The 22,124-nt window shown below is 66.6% G+C and carries 22 protein-coding genes and 1 pseudogene; 16 read left to right on the plus strand and 7 right to left on the minus strand.

Translation table 11 applies throughout. From position 1 onward, the window contains the following. The first annotated feature begins 57 nt into the window (after positions 1-57). From BDW16_RS01150 to BDW16_RS01195, 10 genes are all read left to right on the plus strand, one after another. Positions 58-402, plus strand: coding sequence for a lipopolysaccharide assembly protein LapA domain-containing protein (locus tag BDW16_RS01150; protein WP_066575325.1), 345 nt, complete (start codon positions 58-60; stop codon positions 400-402). Further along, a complete protein-coding gene (gene pyrF / locus BDW16_RS01155; protein WP_066575332.1) occupies positions 399-1,073 on the plus strand; it encodes an orotidine-5'-phosphate decarboxylase in 675 nt (224 codons plus the stop codon). Before BDW16_RS01150 ends, pyrF begins: the two co-directional genes overlap by 4 nt. A 7-nt stretch (positions 1,074-1,080) precedes the next feature. Next, entirely contained in the window at positions 1,081-1,584 is a 504-nt protein-coding gene (locus BDW16_RS01160; protein WP_066575335.1) for a GNAT family N-acetyltransferase, read from the plus strand. 72 nt (positions 1,585-1,656) lie between these two features. Beyond that, positions 1,657-3,216, plus strand: coding sequence for a leucyl aminopeptidase family protein (locus tag BDW16_RS01165; protein WP_066575337.1), 1,560 nt, complete (start codon positions 1,657-1,659; stop codon positions 3,214-3,216). An 84-nt stretch (positions 3,217-3,300) separates the two neighbouring features. Further along, entirely contained in the window at positions 3,301-3,939 is a 639-nt protein-coding gene (locus tag BDW16_RS01170; RefSeq protein ID WP_066575340.1) for a phosphoribosylanthranilate isomerase, read from the plus strand. 44 nt (positions 3,940-3,983) lie between these two features. Beyond that, positions 3,984-5,195: a tryptophan synthase subunit beta gene (trpB, locus tag BDW16_RS01175; RefSeq protein ID WP_066575342.1), complete on the plus strand. Its 1,212-nt coding sequence runs from the start codon at positions 3,984-3,986 to the stop codon at positions 5,193-5,195. After that, positions 5,192-5,992, plus strand: coding sequence for a tryptophan synthase subunit alpha (gene trpA, locus BDW16_RS01180; protein WP_066575349.1), 801 nt, complete (start codon positions 5,192-5,194; stop codon positions 5,990-5,992). The genes trpB and trpA overlap by 4 nt, the downstream gene beginning before the upstream one ends. Further along, positions 5,989-6,849, plus strand: a complete 861-nt coding sequence (accD, locus tag BDW16_RS01185) for an acetyl-CoA carboxylase, carboxyltransferase subunit beta (RefSeq protein WP_066575350.1) — start codon at positions 5,989-5,991, stop codon at positions 6,847-6,849. Before trpA ends, accD begins: the two co-directional genes overlap by 4 nt. Positions 6,850-6,863: 14 nt before the next feature. Further along, entirely contained in the window at positions 6,864-8,198 is a 1,335-nt protein-coding gene (locus BDW16_RS01190) for a bifunctional folylpolyglutamate synthase/dihydrofolate synthase (protein WP_066575352.1), read from the plus strand. 71 nt (positions 8,199-8,269) lie between these two features. Then, on the plus strand, positions 8,270-8,698 hold the full coding sequence (locus BDW16_RS01195; protein WP_066575355.1) for a DUF6628 family protein: 429 nt from the start codon (positions 8,270-8,272) through the stop codon (positions 8,696-8,698). On the opposite strand, the gene BDW16_RS01200 is transcribed toward BDW16_RS01195, so the two are convergent. Both BDW16_RS01200 and BDW16_RS01205 read right to left on the minus strand, forming a co-directional pair. Next, positions 8,695-10,368, minus strand: coding sequence for an AmpG family muropeptide MFS transporter (locus BDW16_RS01200; protein WP_066575367.1), 1,674 nt, complete (start codon positions 10,366-10,368; stop codon positions 8,695-8,697). The two genes, BDW16_RS01195 and BDW16_RS01200, sit on opposite strands and share 4 nt — an antisense overlap. A 59-nt stretch (positions 10,369-10,427) precedes the next feature. Continuing rightward, positions 10,428-10,859, minus strand: coding sequence for a response regulator (locus BDW16_RS01205; protein WP_066575369.1), 432 nt, complete (start codon positions 10,857-10,859; stop codon positions 10,428-10,430). A gap of 11 nt (positions 10,860-10,870) precedes the next feature. On the opposite strand from BDW16_RS01205, the pseudogene BDW16_RS21880 reads away from it, so the two are divergent. Both BDW16_RS21880 and rsmD read left to right on the plus strand, forming a co-directional pair. Then, positions 10,871-11,716: pseudogene (locus BDW16_RS21880) on the plus strand (pseudouridine synthase); the annotation flags it as partial. A 446-nt stretch (positions 11,717-12,162) separates the two neighbouring features. Further along, positions 12,163-12,699 (plus strand): 16S rRNA (guanine(966)-N(2))-methyltransferase RsmD, encoded by a 537-nt coding sequence (gene rsmD / locus BDW16_RS01215; protein ID WP_066575371.1) that lies wholly within the window; start codon positions 12,163-12,165, stop codon positions 12,697-12,699. Here rsmD and BDW16_RS01220 read toward each other — a convergent pair. Next, positions 12,696-13,958, minus strand: coding sequence for an MFS transporter (locus tag BDW16_RS01220; RefSeq protein ID WP_066575374.1), 1,263 nt, complete (start codon positions 13,956-13,958; stop codon positions 12,696-12,698). The genes rsmD and BDW16_RS01220 overlap by 4 nt on opposite strands. Before the next feature lie 36 nt (positions 13,959-13,994). After that, the gene (locus tag BDW16_RS01225) at positions 13,995-14,267 is read right to left on the minus strand and encodes a hypothetical protein (protein ID WP_066575376.1); all 273 of its coding nucleotides are present in this window, start codon (positions 14,265-14,267) and stop codon (positions 13,995-13,997) included. A 62-nt stretch (positions 14,268-14,329) separates the two neighbouring features. Between BDW16_RS01225 and BDW16_RS01230 the strand changes: the two genes are divergently transcribed. Further along, positions 14,330-16,666, plus strand: a complete 2,337-nt coding sequence (locus BDW16_RS01230; RefSeq protein ID WP_066575377.1) for an ATP-dependent helicase — start codon at positions 14,330-14,332, stop codon at positions 16,664-16,666. Here BDW16_RS01230 and BDW16_RS01235 read toward each other — a convergent pair whose 3' ends face one another. Both BDW16_RS01235 and BDW16_RS21010 read right to left on the minus strand, forming a co-directional pair. Next, complete coding sequence (locus BDW16_RS01235; RefSeq protein ID WP_157926312.1) at positions 16,667-17,518, minus strand: DUF3037 domain-containing protein; 852 nt, start codon at positions 17,516-17,518, stop codon at positions 16,667-16,669. Further along, positions 17,515-18,237, minus strand: a complete 723-nt coding sequence (locus BDW16_RS21010; RefSeq protein ID WP_125958819.1) for a HipA family kinase — start codon at positions 18,235-18,237, stop codon at positions 17,515-17,517. The genes BDW16_RS01235 and BDW16_RS21010 overlap by 4 nt, the downstream gene beginning before the upstream one ends. A 104-nt stretch (positions 18,238-18,341) precedes the next feature. Here BDW16_RS21010 and BDW16_RS01240 point away from each other — a divergent pair, with 104 nt between their 5' ends. Then, positions 18,342-18,746, plus strand: coding sequence for a SpoIIAA family protein (locus BDW16_RS01240; RefSeq protein ID WP_083954212.1), 405 nt, complete (start codon positions 18,342-18,344; stop codon positions 18,744-18,746). A 64-nt stretch (positions 18,747-18,810) separates the two neighbouring features. Beyond that, on the plus strand, positions 18,811-19,242 hold the full coding sequence (locus tag BDW16_RS01245; protein WP_066575388.1) for a hypothetical protein: 432 nt from the start codon (positions 18,811-18,813) through the stop codon (positions 19,240-19,242). A 40-nt stretch (positions 19,243-19,282) separates the two neighbouring features. Here the strand turns inward: BDW16_RS01245 and tpiA are convergent, their stop codons facing one another. Continuing rightward, positions 19,283-20,029: a triose-phosphate isomerase gene (gene tpiA, locus BDW16_RS01250; protein ID WP_066575390.1), complete on the minus strand. Its 747-nt coding sequence runs from the start codon at positions 20,027-20,029 to the stop codon at positions 19,283-19,285. Between the two features lie 121 nt (positions 20,030-20,150). Here tpiA and BDW16_RS01255 point away from each other — a divergent pair, with 121 nt between their 5' ends. Continuing rightward, complete coding sequence (locus tag BDW16_RS01255; RefSeq protein WP_066575391.1) at positions 20,151-22,124, plus strand: SurA N-terminal domain-containing protein; 1,974 nt, start codon at positions 20,151-20,153, stop codon at positions 22,122-22,124.

Raw genomic sequence — 22,124 nt, forward strand, 5'->3', positions numbered from 1 at the left:
CCAATCTGCCCTACCCGTCCTAAAGCTACCCGAAACGACAAGGGATCATTCGCGCGGATGCAGTTTCTGAAGGCATTGTTCTGGTTCCTGATCCTCGGCCTCATCGCGGCCTTTGCGGTCACCAACTGGCACCCGGTGGAGATCCAGCTGTGGAGCAGCCTGGTCGCTGACGTGAATCTGCCCTTCCTGTTGCTGATCGTCTTCCTCATCGGCTTCCTGCCGATGGTCGTGATCTACCACACGACGCGCTGGCGCAGCCGCCAGCGGATCGCGATGCTCGAACGCACGGTCGAGGAGCTGCGCAACCTGCAGGCAGCCGCATCCGCCGCTCCGGCAATGCCGATCCAGGCCGATCCGGCGCCGGTGGAAACCCCCGCCGCACCGCCGCTGGTGACGCCATGAGCAGCCCGATCTACGTCGCACTCGACACGCCCGATCTGGAGCGCGCCAAGGCCATCGCCAAGCGCGTCCGCCACCATGTCGGCGGGATCAAGCTCGGCCTTGAATTCTTCATGGCGAACGGCCGTCAGGGCGTGCACGAGATGGCGGATATCGGCCTGCCGATCTTCCTCGATCTCAAATTCCACGACATTCCCAACACGGTCGGCAAGGCGGTGCAGGCGCTGCGCCCGCTCGAACCCGCGATCATCACCGTCCACGCCGCCGGCGGCCGCGCGATGATGGAGGATGCCAAGGCAGCCGCACCGACCGGGACCAAGGTCGTCGCGGTGACGATGCTCACCAGCCTCGACGCAAGCGACTTGAGGTCGATCGGTCTCTCGCCCGATCCGCACGAGCAGGTCGTCCGCCTCGCCGAACTCGCCAGATCCGCGGGCGTCGACGGCATCGTCTGCTCGGGCGAAGAGGTGAAAGCCGCGCACGATGCGTGGAAGGACGGTTTCTTCGTCATCCCCGGCGTGCGCCCGTCCAACGGCACGATCGGCGATCAGAAGCGCGTCGTCACCCCGCGCGCCGCGCTTGATGCCGGCGCCTCGATCCTCGTCATCGGCCGCCCGATCACCCAGGCCGAAGATCCCGACCTCGCCGCGCGCGAGATCGAGGCGACGCTCTGACCAGCCGATGCCGACGATCCGTCCGGCGGTAGAAGCCGACCTCTCCGTTCTGCACCCCGTCGTCGAGCGCGCCTATCGCGGCGACAGCGCGCGCGCGGGCTGGACGCATGAGGCCGATCTCGTCACCGGCGAGCGTACCGACATCGAAACCCTCCGCTCGCTGCTCGATGGCGACAGCCGCCTGCTGATCGCGCACGACGGCGACACCATCCTCGGCTGCGTCAATGTATCGAGCCGCGGCGACGGCCTTGCCTATCTCGGCCTGCTTTGCGTCGATCCCGTGCTTCAGGCGGGCGGCATCGGCAAGCAGCTCGTGGCCGCCGCCGAAGCCACCGCCCGCGAAACCTTCGCCGCGACCCATATCGAGATGACCGTGATCGACCGCCGCGCCGAGCTGATCGGCTGGTATGTCCGTCACGGCTATGCCCCATCCGGCGAAACCCGGCCCTTTCCGGTGCCGCTCGATCCGCCGCTGTCGATGGTCGTCCTGGTCAAGCCGCTCTTCGACTAACGGCAATTGCCCTCGCAGGGTGCTGTCGTTACGCATGTGACGATATCACAATCATCCTGGGAGTTGTTGCCGATGCGTGTCCTGTTGCTTGCCGCCTCTATCCTCGCGACGGGCGCTGCCCTTGCCAACGAACGCGCCCCGATCGGCACCGGCGTCAGCGCCAGCGATCGCACCAACACCGCCGAACGCCCGATCCGCTTCGCCGCCACGGCCCCGGCAGGCGGCGTGCTGGTCGTTCCGATGGCGGGCGCAAGCGACCTCTCGCACGTCCCCGCCGTGCTGCGCGACAGCGTCGCCCGCGCCGTCGCCACGGCGGACTTCAAGGCCGCGCCTGACAAGACGCTCTCGCTCTACGATAGTGGCGGCTATGACCGCGTCGTGCTGATCGGCGTCCCGCAGGGCCGGCTCGGCGCCGCCGCCCTCGCCGATTTCGGCGGTCGCGCGGCGCAGGAAACCCGCGGCAATCCCCGGCCCGTCGCGATCGTTGCGGGCAACTTGTCCGCCGCCGTTGCCGATCCGGCCGCGCATGTCGCGATGGGGGCGACGCTCGGCCAGTACCGGTTCGACCGCCTCAAGAGCGGTGTCACAGCGCCGGCCAGCCAGCCGCTCACCATCGTCGCCGGGGCCGGCGAAGCCACCTATGCCCGCGAACTCGCCGGCATCGCCCAGGGTGCCCGCATGGCGCGCGATCTCATCACGCTGCCCTCCAACGCCAAGACTCCCGACAGCTTCGTGGAAACCGTCCGTGCCCAGTTCGCAGGCGTGCCCAACGTCCGCATCACCGTGCTGGACGAGGCGCAGATGCGGCAGCTCAACATGGGCTCGATCCTGTCCGTCTCGGCCGGGTCGCGCCATCCCGCGCGGATGATGATCGTCGAATATAGCGGCGCCGGAAACGCCGCACCGCTCGCGCTGATCGGCAAGGGCATCACCTTCGACAGCGGCGGCATTTCGCTCAAGCCCGGCGCGAACATGGGCGACATGAAGGGCGACATGGCCGGTGCGGCCGCCGTGATGGGCGGCGCGCTCGCCGCCGCCAAGCGCGGGGCGAAGGCCAATATCGTCGCGATCGCCGCGCTGGCCGAGAACATGCCCGGCGGCAACGCATCGCGCCCCGGCGACGTCGTCCGCACGATGAACGGCCAGACGATCGAGATCATCAGCACCGACGCCGAAGGCCGCATGGTCCTCGCCGATGCGAACCAGTACGCCATCGAGCGCTACAAGCCCGCTGCGATCGTCAACATTGCGACGCTGACAGGAGCGGTCAGCACGGCGCTGGGCGACGACTATGCCGGTCTGTTCGCCCGCGACGAAGCACTCGCCACGCGGGTCCAGAGCGCCGCCGCGCATTCGGGCGAAGCGGTGTGGCGACTTCCGCTCCACCCCAGCTACGCCAAGGACATGGAATCGCCGATCGCGGATATCGCCAACGGCACCACCAAGTCCGGACCCGGCGCGGGCCGCGGCGCGCATTTCATCGGCTTCCTGACGCCCCAGCCCACGCCCTGGGCGCATATCGACATGGCCGGAGTGGACGGCGCCGACGAATCGCTGCCGACCATGCCCAAGGGCGCGCGCGGGTTCGGCGTCCGCCTGTTCGACGCGTTGGTCCGCGAATACGAGAAATAGGCGCACTCGCGGCGTGCCGTTGCCGGACGGCACGCCGCAACTTCCGCTTGCCGAATCGCGCCCGCCGCCCGATGGACGGCGACGATGCCGGTCACTGCAAAGATCTGCGGCCTTTCAACCGCCGCGACGCTCGATACGGCCTTGGCCGGTGGCGCCAGCCATGTCGGCTTCGTCTTCTTCCCACCCTCGCCGCGTCACGTGACATTCGATCAGGCCGGATCGCTATCCACGCGCGTGCCGGCTCAGACCGGCAAGGTCGGCGTGTTCGTCGATCCGGAGGATGCGCTGCTTGAGTCCGCGATCCGCGCTGCCCGGCTCGACGCGATCCAGCTCCATCGCGTGACGCCTGAGCGCGCGGCGGCGATCGGCGCCCGAACGCGTCTGCCCGTCTGGGCGGCCGTCGCCGTCAAGACCCGTGCCGATCTCGATGCCGCCAACGGCTTCCGCGGTGCCGTCCAGCGCATCCTCTACGACGCCAAGGTGCCCGAGGATGCGAAGCTGCCCGGCGGCATGGGCATACGCTTCGACTGGACTCTGCTTCAGGGTTTCGCGCATCCGCTTCCCTGGGCCCTGTCGGGCGGGCTCGATCCCGCCAACGTCGCCGAAGCCGTCGGTATCACCGGTGCGCGGCTGGTCGACGTCTCCTCCGGTGTCGAGTCCGCGCCGGGCGTCAAGGACGAGGCGAAGATCGCCGCCTTCCTGAAGACCGTCGCCACCTTGTAACAATGCTTGGCCTGCGCGCCAGACGCGCCTAAACGCCCCTCATAATGAACGCGCCCAACTCCCTGCGTAACCAGCCCGACGAGCGCGGGCATTTCGGCCAGTTCGGCGGACGCTATGTCGCCGAGACGCTGATGCCGCTGATTCTCGACCTCGAGCGCGAGTATCGCGCCGCCAAGGCCGATCCGGCGTTCCAGGCCGAGTTCGACGGGCTGATGAAGCATTATGTCGGCCGCCCGTCGCCGCTCTATTTCGCCGAGCGGCTGACCCGGCATTACGGCGGTGCGAAGATCTACTTCAAGCGCGAGGAGCTGAACCACACCGGCGCGCACAAGATCAACAACTGCATTGGCCAGATCCTGCTCGCCATCCGCATGGGCAAGAAGCGGATCATCGCCGAGACCGGCGCGGGTCAGCACGGCGTCGCCACCGCCACCGTCTGCGCGCGTTTCGGCCTGCCCTGCACCATCTTCATGGGCGCCAAGGATATCGAGCGCCAGCAGCCCAACGTCTTCCGCATGAAGCTGCTCGGCGCCGAAGTCCGCCCCGTCACCAGCGGCTCGCAGTCCTTGAAGGACGCGATGAACGAGGCGCTTCGGGACTGGGTCGCGACCGTCCACGACACCTTCTACATCATCGGCACCGCCGCCGGCCCGCATCCCTATCCGGAACTCGTCCGCGACTTCCAGTCGGTGATCGGCACCGAAAGCCGCGCCCAGATGCTGGAAGCGGAGGGCCGCCTGCCCGACCTGCTGATCGCCGCGGTCGGCGGCGGCAGCAACGCCATCGGCCTGTTCCACCCCTTCCTCGACGACAACGACGTCGCGATGGTCGGCGTCGAGGCGGCGGGCAAGGGCATCGACACCAGCGAGCATGCCGCCAGCCTCACCGGCGGCGCGCCCGGCATCCTCCACGGTAACAAGACCTATCTGCTGCAGGACGAGGACGGCCAGATCACCGAAGCGCACTCGATCTCCGCCGGCCTCGACTATCCCGGCATTGGCCCCGAGCACAGCTGGCTGCACGAAAGCGGCCGCGTCGAGTATCTGCCGGTCACCGATACCCAGGCACTCGACGCGTTCCAGCTCTGCTGCAAGCTCGAAGGCATCATCCCCGCGCTCGAAAGCTCGCACGCGCTGGCAGCTTTGGAGCACAAGGCACGGGAATTGCCTTCCGACAAGATCATCCTCGTCAACGTCTCCGGCCGCGGCGACAAGGATATCTACACCGTCGCTCAGGCGATGGGGGCGGAGATATGACCCGCCTCACCTCCGCCTTCGCCGCTGCCGTCGCGCAGCATCGCGCCACGCTGGTCACCTTCGTCACCGCGGGGGACGGCGATACCGCCGCGATCCTCGACGCGCTCGTTGCGGGCGGTGCCGATGTGATCGAGCTCGGCATGCCCTTCACCGATCCGATGGCCGACGGTCCGGCGATCCAGGCCGCCAACCTCCGCAGCCTCGCCAAGGGCACGCGCACCGCCGACGTGCTCGCCATCGCCGCCGCCTTCCGCCAGCGCCACCCTGACGTGCCGCTGGTACTGATGGGCTATGCCAACACCATGACTCGCCCGACGCCCGGCGCCTTCGCGCAGAAGGCCGGTGAGGCCGGCATCGACGGCACGATCATCGTCGACATTCCGCCCGAAGAAGCCGACGAGATCGCCCCCTTCGCCGCGCATGGCATCGCCACGATCCGCCTCGCCACCCCGACCACCGATGCCGGGCGCCTGCCCGCAGTGCTCAGCGGCGCCACCGGCTTCGTCTACTATGTCTCGGTCGCTGGCATCACCGGCCTGCAGCAGGCGGCGCAGGACAGCATCGAGGCCGCGGTCGCGAAGCTCAAGGCGGCCACCGACCTGCCCGTCGCGGTCGGCTTCGGCGTCCGCACCCCCGAACAGGCCGCCGCGATCGGCCGCGTCGCCGATGGCGTCGTCGTCGGCTCGGCGATCATCGATCTGATCGCGGCAAACGGCGCCGATGCACCCGCCGCGGTCCAAACCTATATCCAATCCCTGTCGGCCGCTCTGGCCGAAGCTCGCAAGGAACCCGCATGAGCTGGCTCAGCCGCGTCCGCAACGCCCTGTCGTTCGTCGTCCCGAACAAGGCAGAGACCCCCGACAATCTCTGGCACAAATGCAAGGGCTGCGGACAGATGGTGTTCACCCGCGAGTTGCAGGAGAACATGTCCGTCTGCCCGCTCTGCGATCATCATGAGCGGATCGGCGGCAGAGCGCGGTTCGAGCAGCTGTTCGACGCAGGATACACCGTCCTGCCCGGCCCGCGCGTGACCGAAGACCCGCTCAAGTTCCGCGACCAGAAGCCCTATCCCGCCCGCATCAAGGCCGCGCGCGCCAGCACCGGCGAGCAGGACGCCTTCCTCAACGCCAGCGGCACGATCGACGGGCACAAGGCGGTGATCGGCGTTCAGGACTTCGCCTTCATGGGCGGGTCGATGGGCCAGGCCGTCGGCGAAGCGTTCATCGCCGGCGTCGAAGCCGCGATCGCCGCCAGGGCGCCGTATATCGTCTTCACCGCCTCGGGCGGCGCGCGCATGCAGGAGGGCATCCTCAGCCTGATGCAGATGCCGCGCAGCACCGTCGCCATCTCGATGCTCCACGACGCGGGTCTACCCTATATCGTCGTTCTCACCGATCCCACTTCGGGCGGCGTGATGGCGGCCTATGCCATGCTCGGCGACGTCCAGATCGCCGAGCCCAAGGCGACCCTCGCCTTCACCGGCCGCCGCGTGATCGAAAGCACGATCCGCGAAAAGCTGCCCGACGATTTCCAGACCAGCGAATATTATCTCGACCACGGCCTGATCGACATGGTCGTCCACCGCAAGGAGCTGCGCGAGAAGCTCAGCCAGCTGATCGGCCTGCTGGTGGGTGGAGAGAAGGCGGCGGCCTGACCTTCGCGGTCCTCATGCCCGACCACGCCACCTCCAGCCACGCCGCCGTTCAGCGCCAGCTCGACCGCCTCTGGGCACTCGGCCCCGGCGCTGACATCCTCGGCCTCAGCCGGATCACCGCGCTGCTCGAGCGGATCGGCAACCCGCACCTGCGTCTCCCGCCGGTCCTCCATATCGCAGGCACCAACGGCAAGGGTTCGACCTGCGCCTTCCTGCGCGCCGGGATCGAAGCTGCGGGCCTCACCGCACATGTCTATTCCAGCCCGCATCTCGTCCGCTTCAACGAGCGCATCCGCCTCGCCGGCACGCTGATCGACGACGAAACGCTCGCCGCGCTGCTCGAGGAGGTTCTCGACGCCGGGGGAGACATCGGCGCCAGCTTCTTCGAGGTGACGACCGCCGCCGCCTTCCTCGCCTTCAGCCGTACCCCGGCGGACGCCTGCATCGTCGAGGTCGGCCTCGGCGGCCGTCTCGACGCGACCAATGTCATCCCGGCTCCTGCAGCCTGCGCCATCGCCCAACTCGGCATCGATCATCAGGCGTTTCTCGGCGACACTGCCGAAGCCATCGCGGGCGAAAAGGCCGGGATCGCCAAGCCCGGCGTCCCGCTCGTCACCATGGCCTATGACGCCTCCGTCACCGAGCGCATCGCGCAGGTGGCGGACGCCACCAATGCGCCCGTCCATTCGCGTGGCACGGACTGGGACTATGAAGTCGCGGACGATCGTCTCCACTACCGGGACGCGCGCGGCTCGCTCGAAACCCCGCTCCCCGCGCTGGCCGGGCCGCATCAGCCGGGCAATCTTGCGCTCGCCATCGCAACGCTGCGCCATCAGCAGCGGCTCAGCCTCCCGCCCCAGGCCTTCGCGACGGCCGCAACAGCCGCACGCTGGCCAGCGCGCATGCAACGTCTCTCCCCCGGCCCGTTGCTGGACCTGCTCCCGCCCGGCAGCCAGATCTGGCTCGATGGGGGGCACAATGAAGCCGCCGCGCAATCGGTCAGCGCCGCACTGGCGCAGGTCGCGCAGGGCCGCACGGTCCATCTCGTCCTCGGCATGCTCGCCAACAAGGACGCAACCGGCCTGCTCGCGCCTTTCGCCCCGCTCGCGCAGTCGCTCACGGCAATTCCCGTTCCCGGTCATGCGCATCACGCGCCGGCCGATCTCGCCGCCAGCGCGCAGGCGCTCGACATCCCGGCGACCGGTACCGCCGGCACTCCGGACGAAGCCCTTCGCAGCATCGCCGCCCGCCTCGTTGCGGATGTCTCGCTACCGCCGCTCATCCTCATTCTCGGCTCGCTCTATCTCGCCGGTGAAGTGCTCCGCGCGAACGATGAGCTCCCCGACTGACTCTTATTGCGATTGACTATCAATAACAGAATGTCAGGATAGCCGGACGAATCGAATCCGGAGTCCGCCGCATGACTGCAATCGCCACGCTCGGCCACGCCCTGCCCCGCCTCCAGCCCGAAGATCCCGGCGCGCGGCTGCTGTTGTTCGGGATTCGCCAGATGGGCGCAGGCGGCCTTCACGACGCGGCTGCGGCACATGCGTTCGTCACCGCTTTCGGCCGCGACTTCCGCCGCCCGTTGATCTTGCTGCGCTCGCTGATGGCCGAGATGTCCACCGCCTCGGCCGGGCCGATCCAGATCGCGCCCTGGTGCTGCGCCCGCATGACCGCGGCGGAGTGTGCGACGATCGAGATCATCGCCCGCGCACCGCACGATCCGGCCCGCGCGCATATCCTGCTCGCCGATCTGCTCGGCGTGCGCCAGGCCGACGGCGTCCTCACCACCGCCCACGCCCTCGCCAACGCCTTCGCTGATCTGGGGCTGCCGCTGGAGGCCTAGCGCGCCGAGCCAATCTCCGGATCGGCGCGCGCATCACCCTCGCCTTCCGTGCCGGCCGTACCGATCGACCGATCGACCAGCCCGCTGCGCATCATCCACGCGAACAGCAGCACGCCGGGCAATGCCAGGATGGTGGTGAGAACGTAATAGTTCACATAGCCGATGCCCTCGATCATCTTGCCGGCCGAAGTGCCGCTGAGGAACCGTCCCAAGATGCTCGCCGCGGCCGAGAGCAGCGCGAACTGGGTCGCGGTGAAGCTCAAATTGCACAGTGCCGCCAGATAGGCACCGACGCACACCCCGCCGATCCCGCTCGCGAAATTCTCGAATCCCATCGCCGCCGCCATGCCGGCATTGGTGTGGCCGACCGACGCCATCCCGGCGAAGCTCAGGTTCGACACCATCATCAGCACGAGACTGATGAACACCGACCGCTTCATGCCCAGCTTGGCGTACATGATCCCGCCGACGAAAATTCCCGCCAGCAGCGCCCAGAACCCGACGAACACGTCGTAAAAGGCGATCTCGCTGTTGGTATAGCCCTGCTCGTTGAACAGCAGCCGCAACGTCAGGTTGGCCAGCGTATCGCCCAGCTTGTGGAGCAGCACGAACAGCAGCACCATCATTCCGCCTTCGCGGCGGAAGAATTCCATCAGCGGCCCGACCTTACCGCTCTCCACCTGAGTCATCGCGATCGACACGAGCGACGCGATCCACAGCAGCGCGCCCGCGCCCAGCACCAGCGGCACCAGCGCCGAGGATGCGGACCAGCCCTGCCACAACGCGACGCCAACGCCGGCCACCGGCAACAGGCCCAGCCAGGTCAAAGCGCTCGGCTTGCCCGCATCGCGCGCGCGGCGGGCGGTCAGGTCGAACAGCGGGAACAGATAGCCGACCAGCACCATGTTGGAGAGGATGTTCACACCCAGCGCACCGTCGATCCAGCGGGCGCCCAGATAGAGCGGGGCAAAAGCAAGGACGAAGATCAGATAGGGCTTCTGCCCCATCCGCTCGGGCCATTCGCGGAACACCTTGCGCTCGGGCTCGCCGACGATCAGCCCGGCGAGCACTGCAGGCAGCGCGAAGATCGCGCACGCGGCATAGGCGACGCCCCACCCGGCGCCCTCCGCAACATACAGCGCCAACCCGCCGGCGGCGGCCGAGCCGATCCGCCAGCCATATTGCGACATGCCCGATCCGACGCCCAGCTGACGAGGCTCGAGCAATTCGATGCGATAGGCGTCGATCACGATGTCGAACGTCGCGCCCGCCAACCCCACCATGATCGCTGCCGCGGCGACCCAGCCCAGCGACGCCTTGGGATCGACGCTGCCAAGAAAGATCACCGCCGCCGCGACCAGCGCCCCGGTCACGATCAGCCAGGATCGCCGCGCCCCGATCGCGCCCAGCACCGGAATGCGGAACTTGTCGACCACTGGCGCCCACGCCCATTTGAGGTTGTAGGCGAGGAAGGTGAGCGCGAATGCGGTCACCGCAGATTTAGTGATCCCATCCTGAGCAAGGCGCGTGGTCAGCGTCGCGCCGATCATCGCAAAGGGAAAGCCGGAAGACATGCCGAGTGCCAATGCGGCGAGCGGTGCCTTCTCGAAATAAGGGCGGATCCCGTCGAGCAGCGTCCCCTGCCCGTCCGCCTTGACCGCCTCACTCATGCATTCCCCCGTACCGACAAGGCACCGACCCTAGCGGCAAATCCAGCGAAGCAAAGCCCTCAGGCGACGGACTGGAACAGCTTCAGGCTGGCCGGCACGCGCCGCGGCGTCTTGCCGTCGAGCAGCGCCTCGACGATCGCGATCGCGCGCAGCAGGTCGCGTTGCGGATAGGGTTTGGACAGGCAGCCAAGGCCGATGGCTTCCACCTCGTCCAGCCGCCGCCCCGTGACGATCAGCGCCGGCACGCCCTTCGCCTTGGCGGCATGCGCCACATCGGCGCCGTCGCCGTCGCGCAATCCCAGGTCGATCAGCACCAGGTCGATCGTCTTGCGCCCGCCGATATGCCCGATCGCCTCGCGCACCGAATCGGTGGTGGCAACGACGGTAAAACCTTCCTCGGTCAGGAAATGTTCGGTGTCGAACGCGACCAGCGGCTCGTCCTCGACGATCAACAGCCGCGCGATCCGCCGGTTCTTCTTTCCGAACAACATGACCCACCCACATGATTACGCGGCCAGAACGCATTAGGGCCGGATACGGCTCCCGGCGCACAAGAATTTTGCGCCCGAGGCCAACCCGCTGTATCGCGCGGCGAATGTCCCCGCCATCACCCACGGAATCGCCTCGCCGGGGCGAACGCATCGCCAAACTGCTCGCCCGTGCCGGAATCGCGTCGCGCCGAGAGATTGAGCGCATGATCGCCGACGGCCGCGTCGCCATCGACGGCGAAATCCTGACCACGCCCGCCACCGTCCTGCCCTCGCTGCGCGGCGTCACCGTCGATGGCAATCCGGTCGCCGCCGCCGCACCCGCGCGCCTGTTCCGCTTCCACAAGCCCAGCGGCCTGCTCACCACCGAGCGCGATCCGGGCGGGCGCCCGACCATCTACAGCAAACTGCCCAAGGGGCTGCCCCGGCTGATGCCGGTCGGCCGCCTCGACCTCAATACCGAGGGGCTGTTGCTGATGACCACCGATGGCGAGCTCAAGCGCCAGCTCGAGCTTCCCGCCACCGGGGTCGAGCGCAGCTATCGCGCGCGCGCCTATGGCGAGGTCAGCCAGGCCCAGCTCGAGGATTTGATGCTCGGTATCGAGATCGACGGCGTCCGCTACGGCTCGATCGATGCCAATCTCGAACGCCGCACCGGCGCGAATGTCTGGATCGAACTGACGCTGACCGAGGGCAAGAACCGCGAGGTCCGCCGCGTGCTCGAGCATCTCGGGCTCAAGGTCAGCCGCCTGATCCGCACCCGCTACGGCCCCTTCCACCTCGGGGACATGCCGTCAGGCATGATCGACGAAGTGCGCCAGCACGACCTGATCCTGTTCCGCAAGGCCCTCGCGAGCGGCGGCAAGGCTGCATCCAATCTTCAGCTGTCGAGCAAGCCCAAGGCGATTGCGCAGGACGTGCCGTCCGAACCCGCCCCGGAAACCGCCCCCGCCGCCAATCGCGCCGAACGCCGCAAGGTGGTGGCACGGCAGGTTCCGGCCAGCAAGGACGAGCGTGCAAAGGATGGCGAGGCAAGGCCTCCCCGCCGCCCCAAGCCACCCGCCACGCCCGCCGGTCCCGAAAAGTTCGGCGTCGGCCAGCGCCGCCAGCGCGCGGTCTCCGCGACCAAGAAGCGTGAGGCCGATCCCCGCGGCGCTGCTGCGGCCAAGCCCGCAAAGCCCGTCCGTCCCCGCGTCGATGACGATGCCGGCCCGCTGCTTGACCGGCCCAAGCGCCACTATCGGTCGAACGACCGCCGCCCGCGTCCTTCGGCCAAGCCCGGACCCGGCAAGCGGGGGCCGCGTAAATGAGGATCATTGCTGGCCAATGGCGGGGCCGTCCGCTCGCCGCGCCCAAGGGCGACGGCACCCGCCCCACCGCCGATCGCACGCGTGAAGCGCTGTTCTCGATGCTCGCCAGCCGCGTGGGGAGCTTCGAGGATCTGGCCGTCGCCGATCTCTTCGCCGGTTCGGGCGCGCTGGGGTTCGAGGCACTGTCGCGCGGCGCCGCCTCGTGCCTGTTCGTCGAGCAGGATCGCGCCGCGCTCGACGCGCTGCGCGCCAATGCGGAGAAGCTCGGCGTCCGCGCGGATATCCGCGCGACCTCGGTCCTCGCGCTCGGGCCAGCGCCCAAGCCGTTGGACGTCATCCTGATGGACCCGCCCTATGGCACCGGCGCCGGCTCGGTCGCGCTCGACAAGCTCGCCCGGCTCGGCTGGACCGGCCCGGCGACATGGATCAGCATCGAGACCGCAAAGAACGAGGCCATCGAAGTCGCCGGTTTCGAGGTCGATGCCGAGCGTGTGCACGGCAAGGCCAAGCTGACGATCCTGCGCTCAGCTTAGCCGTTCGCCTTCGGCCGCAGCGCGACCAGCGCCACCAGGCTGAGCACCGCCGCAGCGCTCAGATACCAGCCGACCGGCATCAGCCCGCCCTGGAGCGCCAGCTTCTGCGCGAAGAACGGCGTCAGCCCGCCGCCGATCACACCCGCGATGTTGAAGGTCATGGATGCGCCGGTATAGCGCACGCGCGGCGGGAACAGGTCGGTCAGCCAGGCGCCGAGCGGCCCGTAGACGAATCCCATCGCGAACAACAGCAGCGACAGGAACGCGAACACGCCGATCAGCCCGCCGGCCATCAGCGGCGCGATCACGAATCCGCTCGCCGCGACCAGCACGCACCCGCCCGCCAGCACGCGCCGGGGATCGTATTTCGCGTCGGCCATCCATGCGGCCAGATAGATGCCCGCCGCCATGAACAGGATCGCGACCAGCTGGCATCCCAGGAAATCCTGCATCGAATAGCCGAGCGACTTGGTCCCCCAACCCAGCAGGAACGCGGTGGCGATATAATAGGTGGCGAAGCATGCCACCGCGCCGATCGTCCCGCCCAGCAGCGCGCCGCCATGCTTCGTCACGACCTCGCCCAGCGGCACCTTGGGCGGCGGCGCCTCGGCCAGGCTCGCCTTGAACTCCGGCGTCTCGCCCAGCTTGAGCCGTACCCACAGCCCGACCGCGACCAGCGCGGCTGAAAGGATGAACGGGATCCGCCAGCCCCACTCCGCGAACTGCGCCGGGGTCATCATCATGCCGAGCAGCAGGAAGAGGCCATTGGCGGCGATGAACCCCGCGGGCGCGCCCATCTGCGGCGCGCTGCCAAAGCGGGCGCGCCAGCCCGGCGGCGCATTCTCCACCGCCAGCAGCGCCGCGCCGCCCCATTCGCCGCCCAGGCCGAACCCCTGCCCGAACCGCAGCACGCAGAGGGCAAAGGGCGCGATCCACCCCGCCATCTCATAGGTCGGCAGAAACGCCACCAGCGTGGTCGAAAGCCCCATCGTCAGCAGCGACGCGACCAACGTCGCCTTGCGCCCGATGCGGTCGCCATAATGGCCGAACACCGCGGCGCCCACCGGCCGCGCGAAGAATGCGATCGACAGCGTCAGATACGCCCAGAGCTGCGTTTCCGCCTCGCTCCCGATGAAGAACAGTTTCCCGAACACCAGCGCCGCTGCGGTCGCGTAAATGTAGAAATCGTAGAACTCGATTCCCGTCCCCACAAAGCTCGCCCATAGCGCGCGGCGTTGCCGTGCCCGGTCAGCGTCCATCCATCACTCCCCCAAAGGTGCGGCGTCTGCGCGCCGTCACTTCTTGTCTTCGAAGCAGGTCGTGCGCGTCACCTGCACCACCTGGCCCTTGTCGTCCTTGATTTCCTTGCGCCCCGCCTCGCACGGCTTCTGCGCTGGGGTCTGGTCGAACCCGCCCGTGCGCCAGCCGACATACAGCGCCACCCCGGCCAGTGCGGCGAGCAGCAACAGCCGGCGTGCGTTGAACCGGCGCTTGATCTTGTCCCACATGCCGTTCCCCTGCACCCGCCCGGGCGCGCGCGCAAGCGGTGTCTGGGGGATATCGGCCATCGCGCGCCACCCCAGCACCATCGCGCTTGCCCCGACTCGCCGCGTTCCCTACCTGTTCACCAATGTCCGTACCCGTAGCCTCTCCCGACGATCCCCCCTATCTGCGCGGCCTCAACGCCCCGCAGCGCGAAGCCGTGCTCACCACCGACGGCCCCGTCCTCGTCCTCGCCGGCGCCGGCACGGGCAAGACCGCCGCGCTCACCGCCCGCCTCGCCCATCTCCTCTGGACCCGCCGCGCCTATCCCTCCGAAATCCTCAGCGTCACCTTCACCAACAAGGCTGCGCGGGAGATGCGCGAGCGCGTCCGCGGCCTTGTCGGCGACGCGGTCGAGGGGATGCCCTGGCTCGGCACCTTCCACGCGATCGGCGCCAAGATGCTGCGCCGCCATGCCGAGCTGGTCGGGCTGCAGAACAACTTCACCATCCTCGACACCGACGATCAGCTGCGCCTGATCAAGCAGCTCATCGCCGCCAACGATCTGGACGAAAAGCGCTGGCCCGCGCGCCAGCTCGCCGGGCTGATCGACGGGTGGAAGAACAAGGGCCTGACCCCGAAGGATCTCGACGCCGGCGAGTCGGAGCTGTTCGCCAACGGCCGCGGCCAGTCGCTCTACGCGCAATATCAGGACCGGCTGCGCACCCTCAACGCCTGCGACTTCGGCGATCTGCTGCTGCACATGCTGACGATCCTCAAGACCAACCGCGACGTGCTTCAGCACTACCAGCAGCGCTTCCGCTACATCATGGTCGACGAGTATCAGGACACCAACAGCGTCCAGTATCTCTGGCTCCGCCTGCTCGCACAGGAGCGCAAGAACATCTGCTGCGTCGGCGACGACGATCAGTCGATCTATTCGTGGCGCGGCGCGCAGGTGGAGAATATCCTGAAGTTCGAGAAGGATTTCCCCGGCGCGAAGGTGATCCGCCTCGAACAGAATTACCGCTCCACCCCCCACATCCTCGCCGCCGCCTCGGGCGTCATCGCCAACAATGGCGGCCGCCTCGGCAAGGAGCTGTGGACCGAGAAGGACGCGGGCGAGAAGGTCCGCGTCGTCGGCGTGTGGGACGGCCCTGAGGAAGCCCGCCGCGTCGGCGAAGAGATCGAGAATACCCAGCGCCGCGAGGGCAAGTCGCTCGACGAATTCGCCATCCTCGTCCGCGCCCAGCACCAGACGCGCGAGTTCGAGGACCGCTTCATCGCCACCGGCCTGCCCTATCGCATCGTCGGCGGCTTCCGCTTCTACGAGCGTGCCGAGATCCGCGACGCGCTCGCCTATCTCCGCCTCGTCCACCAGGGCGCCGACGACTTCGCCTTCGAACGCATCGTCAACGTCCCCAAGCGCGGCCTGGGCGACAAGGCGATCGCCAAGATCCACCAGCTCGCCCGGGCCGAGGGCATCCCCCTCCTCCTCGCCGCCGCGCGCATCCTCGACACCGACGAGCTGACGCCCCAGGCCCGCCGCGCGCTCGGCAATTTCGTCGGCGACATCGCCCGCTGGAAGGACATGTACTCGAGTGCCTCCCCCGAAGAGGGAGCCGTCGTCGAGGCAACGGATACCCGCATCGGCGGCCTCCCCCATACCGAGCTCGCGCAGATCATCCTCGACGAGAGCGGCTATACCGCGATGTGGCAGGCCGACCGCACCGCCGAGGCTGCGGGCCGGCTCGAGAACCTGTCCGAACTCGTCCGCGCGATGGAGGAATACGAAACCCTAGGCGCGTTCCTCGAACACGTCTCCCTCGTCATGGACAATGACGGCAATGCCGACGAGCCCAAGGTCACGATCATGACCATCCACGCCGCCAAGGGGCTCGAGTTCGACACCGTGTTCCTCGCGGGGTGGGAGGAAGGCATCTTCCCCAGCCAGCGCGCCCTCGACGAAGGCGGCCTCGCCTCACTGGAGGAGGAACGCCGCCTCGCCTACGTCGCGATCACCCGCGCCCGCCGCCTCGCGACGATCCTCCACGCCGCCAACCGCCGCATCTACGGCCAGTGGACCAGCTCCATCCCCAGCCGCTTTGTCGGCGAGCTGCCCAAGGACCATGTCGACGAGGAATCGACCATGTCCGGCGGCGCCTCGCTGTGGCGCGCCAACTGGAGCGAGCATGCCGACCCCTTCGCCCATGTCGGCCGCGGCACTGGCCGGGGCCCCGGCTGGCAACGCGCCGCCGCCCCGAGCTCGACCTTCACCACCGCCCCCAAGCGCGTGGTCGAAAGCCGCGCCAGCGCCGTCAGCCTCGGCAACAAAGGCCGCGACGACCTGTCACTCGGCATGCGCGTCTTCCACCAGAAGTTCGGCTATGGCGAAATCGTCGAAATCGAAGGCAACAAGCTCGAGATCGAGTTTGAGCAAGCCGGGCGGAAGCGGGTGATGGATAGTTTTGTGAGTGTGGGATAATTAGTTCCAGTGATGTCTTCCGATACCGCCGCTATAGACATCTCCGCGCGCAGCAAATCTTCGAATTTCCTCAACAGCCAAGGCTGTCCCAAACTCTACAATCTTGACCGGAAGTTCTGCGATCTTTGATGTAGCATATATGGAGGCCTCTACCATAAGATCATCATCAAAAACCGGCATTTCCACTGGAATAAGTACATTCTCCTTCTTTAGCCTCCCCTTGCTGAGAAAGTACTTAAATCTATCCGTCCATAGGTTGGCGTGATCAATTATTGAAATCGTAGTCTTCTGATCGAAAGCCATCGGCTTAATGACATAAGTTTCCACCCCCTCGCTAACCAGAGGAAGTTTCACAGGCATAAGGTCGTCATCTATATACTTTGAAGTAAACGACTTAATGTTTAGAGCCTTTAAATCATTCTTTATACTTCTTACGATTCCAACCTCGCGATACTCATAGGTATCGACATTCCTCCTCACCAACCGGTCAAATGAAATCTCAACCGCTGTGTCTAGATCAGGAGCAACCATGGATCGGACATCGCTAAAAGTTATAACACCATCGCGGACGCCCACTACAGATTGAAATAGAACATCCGCCGAATCAGGATTACTCCGAGCCAGATCAACAGCATCTACTAGCTTTTCTTTCAGTATTTCCATTGTTTCAGAGTAGGTGCTCGCACTCACATTGTCGAAAAACTGCGTAACTCGTCGAAAGCGACGGTGCGCCAATTGATACTTTATTCTACCAGATTGCGCTGAAAGCGCCACGATTCCTACATTCGCGAACTCCCCAGTTTCAAGCAGGGGGCGAAATCGTATTACGCTATAGAAGAATAGCTGCTTCACTGGATCGCGCTCCAGAATGCGTTGGCAGACACCGCCTCCAAAGTGGCACGCAAATGCGGCACAACTGTGGGGTCGGAATCCGTCCACTCATCAGGCAAGTCGTTTATCACGGCCTCTGCGGTGGCGATAGCCGCCTCCAGCCGCGGTTGGTAGTGCTCTCGCTCAAGCAACCCCTCGGCCCCAAACCAGAAATCGCGGCAAATATGCAGCCCATTAAAATTTTCTTGGTTAAACGCCCTATCAAAGGCTAAATTGTGATCAAGTATCACAATATCCTTATCAACCACGTTAACAAACATATTAGAATTCCCGCCCCACAAAGTACCTGTTCGATCTTCATTCTTAATCCAATAATCAAATATGAAAACGTCCCTGAGTAGATGAACTGGATATCTATTTAGATTCGATCGAGAGGCAGGGGTAAGATTTTCGCTATATTTTGATGCGAAGCCCCAGCCCGTTCCCAGAGAAGTGGCAGCCTGAGCATTAAATCGGGACAACTGAGCATTTAGCGAAACTATCGCGAATTCGGGAATCGGCAGCCCTAGCTGCCGGCCGACCGCTGCGCATACCACCTCCGATATGAGACCTGATGGCAGCGCAGCACGACCCTTGACGACATAGAGATCGTCATCGGAAGCTCGACAGAGAAACGGCTGAGTCGCCCCTTCCTCTACCTTCTCAATCACCTCTTCAATGTCGAGATATGTCAGTACCATATACCGCTGTCATAACCGCAGTTTTGCGTTGGCGTCATTGCCTATAACGCTCAACCTGACAACTTGCTGTTCACAACACTTACGTGTGTCTTGCTTGTGGGAAGATGGTAAGACTTACCATGCTCACCTTCACCCCCCTCTCCCCCCGCGCCATCGCCATCATCGCGGAAGGCCATTTCACCGCCGCCGACATCGTCCCGGCGCTCGACCGCCTCGCCGCGATCCTCGACACCACCCCACAGCTCGACATCCTCGCCGATGTCCGCGGCTCGCCCTCGGTCGCGCTCTCCGCGATCGCCGAGGAGCTGAAACACCTCCCTTTGCTCATCCGCCTGATCCGCGCGATCGATCGCGTCGCCATCGTCGCCGATGCCGAGTGGGTGCGCGTCGCCAGCAGGATCGAAAGCGCGCTGATCCCCGGCGTCCACTACGAAGTCTACGAGCGCAAGGACGAGGCCCATGCCCGCGCCTGGCTGCTGCGCGAGACCGACCGGCCGCGCCCGGATTGACCGGAACGCAGCGGGAACAAAAACAACTTTCCTACACGCGCCGTCCATGTCCATAAGCTGGTCGATGGACGACTCACGCCCCCTGCTCGCCGCGGACGAAGCCGAGTTGCTCGCCTTCACGCCCGTTCCCACCGCCTCCAGCCGCTATGATGGCTGGACGCCGCGAAGGCAGCGCGACTTCATCACCGCGCTCGCCATCACCGGTACCGTTCAGCGCGCCGCCCGCGCGGTCGGGATGAGCCGCGAGTCGGCCTACAAGCTGCGCAAGCGCGCCGGTGCGGAGAGCCTCGCCGCCGCCTGGGACATCGCCCAGTCGCTGAGCTACGACCGGGTCTTCGCGCTGGCGATGGATCGCGCGATCAACGGCATCACCGTCCCGCGCTACTATAAGGGGCGCCAGATCGGCACGATCCATCGCCCCGATCTGCGCCTCGCCATGGCCGTGCTTGCCGAGCGTCCGCAGCCCCCGGCAAAGGCGACCAAGTTGACAGAATGAATCGCGTTGCCCGGAATTTTGTGAACTTCGCCGGGCGAGGTTACAGCCCCGCCGCCGCCTCGATGATCGGCACGAACTTCTCCGCGGTCAGGCTCGCCCCGCCGACCAGCGCGCCGTCCACGTCCGCGCAGCCGAGCAGCGACGCCGCATTCGCCCCGTTGACCGATCCGCCGTAAAGCACCCGCATCGCCGCCGCGGTCTCGCCGCCCAGCAGTTCGGTAAGCTTGGCCCGGATCGCCCCGTGCATCGCCGCGACGTCCGCCTCGGTCGGCGTGCGCCCCGTGCCGATCGCCCAGACCGGCTCGTACGCGATCGACAGCCAGTCGGCCGCCGCGCCCTCGGGCATCGACCCGGCGAGTTGCGCCGTGACGACCGCCTCGGCCTGCCCCGCATCGCGCTGCTCCAGCGTCTCGCCGACGCACAGGATCGCGTTGAGGCCATGGCGGTGCGCCGCCTCGGCCTTGCCCTTGACGTCGGCATCGGTCTCGCCCTGGTTCGCACGCCGCTCGCTATGCCCGACGATGGTCAGCGCCGCGCCCGCTTCCCTGAGCATCGCGGCGGAGATGCAGCCGGTATGCGCGCCCTGGTCCGCGGCATGGCAATCCTGCCCCCCGATCGGCATCCGCGCCGCCACGGTGACGGCGGGCGCGATCAGCGTCGCGGGGACGCACAGCGCGGCATCGACTCCCGGCGTCACCGCCGCGGCCTGTGCGATCGCCTCGATCTCGGGCAGCGCGGCGATCAGGCCGTGCATCTTCCAGTTCCCCGCCACCAGCTTGCGCCGCATCCAATTCCCTCTCTTGTCCATTATTGGACATCGCCCCTAAGCGTGCCCCACACGCTTCACAAGCTTGATGGCTGCGCATTGCCCCCCTAAAGCACCATCCTTCACTTTTGATCGGGTTTCCATGCTCACCTTCCTCCGCCGCATCCTGTTCTCGACCGCGGGCAAGATCATCGCCCTGCTGCTGCTCGTGGTGATCGCGGTCGCCTTTGCGCTGGGCGACATCACCAACCTGTCCGGCGGCGGCGGCCCTTCGGGCGGTGCGCTGGTTCAGGTCGGCAACAAGAAGGTTACGGAGCAGGAGCTGCAGCAGCGGCTCAAGAACGCGCTCGAACGCGCGCGCCAGCAGCAGCCCGCGCTCGACATGACCCAGTTCGTCGCGATGGGCGGGTTCGAACAGGTGCTCGACGATATCGTCAACGGCATGGTGCTCGAGGAATATGCCCGCGATCACGGCATGGCCGTGTCCAAGGCCGCGATCGACGGCGAGATCGCTTCGGCACCCGCCTTTGCCGATCCGCTGACCGGCAAGTTCAGCCAGCGCAATTTCGAGCAGATACTGGCGCGCGAAGGGATCACGGCAGACCAGATCCGCGACGACATCCGTCAGGGTACGCTGGCGCAGTGGGTCGCGGGTCCGACGGTCGGGGTCGTCCGCGGCGCCACCTATGTCCCCACCGAACTCGCTTTGCCCTACGCCTCGCAGCTGCTTGAGCGCCGCAAGGGTTCGGTCGGCTATGTCCCGATCAGCGCGATCGCTCCGGGTGCGCCGCCGACCGACGCCGAGCTGACCGCCTTCTACAATCGCAACCGCGCCCGCTACACGATGCCGGAGCGCCGCGTGATCCGCTACGCGCTGGTCCGCCCTGCGCAGTTCGCGGAAGGTGCCAAGGCGACCGAGGCGGAGATCGCCGCCGCCTATAAGCAGAATGCCGCCCAATATGCGGCCAGCACCAAGCGTACGCTCGCCCAGGTGATCGTCGCGGACCAGAATAGCGCCAACGCGCTCGCCGCGAAGATCAAGGGCGGCGCAACCCTGGCGGCCGCTGCGCAGGGCGCGGGCCTCCAGCCCTCGACTATCGACAATGCCGAAAAGCAGAGCTTCGCCCGCGCGAGCAGCCCGGAAATCGCCAATGCAGCCTTCGCCGCTGCGCAAGGCGTCGTCGTCGGCCCGCTGCGCTCGCCGCTCGGCTGGCACATCGTGCGCGTCGAGAAGATCGAGCAGGTCGCGGGCAAGACTCTCGATCAGGTTCGCGGCGAACTCGCCACCGCGATCACCCAGCGCAAGGAGGCCGAGGCACTGACCAACCTGCGCGGACAGATCGACACCGCGATCGCGGGCAATGCCACGTTTGACGAGGCTGTTGCGGATGCCAAGCTCAAGGCAGAGACCACGCAGGCGATCTTCGGCGACGGCCGCACGCAGGAAGCAGCCGAAGCCGCAACGCCGACCCCGCCCGATCCGGTGATCGCGCAGATCGCGAAGGCCGGCTTCGCGATGGAGACCGGCGACGATGCGCAGATCGTCCCGATCGACCAGGATGGCAGCTTCGCACTCGTCAAGCCGGAACGCGTCATCGCCGCTGCCCCGCGCCCGCTGGCCGAAATCCGTGAAGCGGTCGTCGCCGGTTTCATCCGCGATCGCCAGCTTCAGGCTGCACGCAAGGCGGCTTCGGCGATCCTCGCGGACGTCGGCAAGGGGACCCCGATCGCCGATGCGATGAAGAAGACGGGACTCACCTTGCCCGCGCTCCAGCCCCTCGACGCCGTGCGCGGCCAGCTCGCCCAGGCCGGGATGCAGATCCCGCCGCCGGTGCGGCTGATGTTCAGCATGGCCGCCAAGAAGGCGAAGATGACCGAAGCGCCCAATGGCGGCGGCTATTGGGTGGTGTGGCTCGATGAGATCACCCCGGGCGACGCACGCAACGACAAGGCGCTGATCGCGCAGACGCGCGCCGGCCTCACTCAGGTGATCGGCGCCGAATATCTCGAACAGTTCGTCGCCGCCGCGCGCAAGTCGATCGGGGTCAAGCGCGACGAGGCCGCGATCGCCCGGGTCAAGGCGCAGCTTGCCGGCCAGTCGACCGGCGGCAACTGA

Origin of the sequence: Sphingomonas koreensis, from assembly GCF_002797435.1 — a bacterium.
Classification (GTDB): Bacteria; Pseudomonadota; Alphaproteobacteria; order Sphingomonadales; family Sphingomonadaceae; genus Sphingomonas; species Sphingomonas koreensis.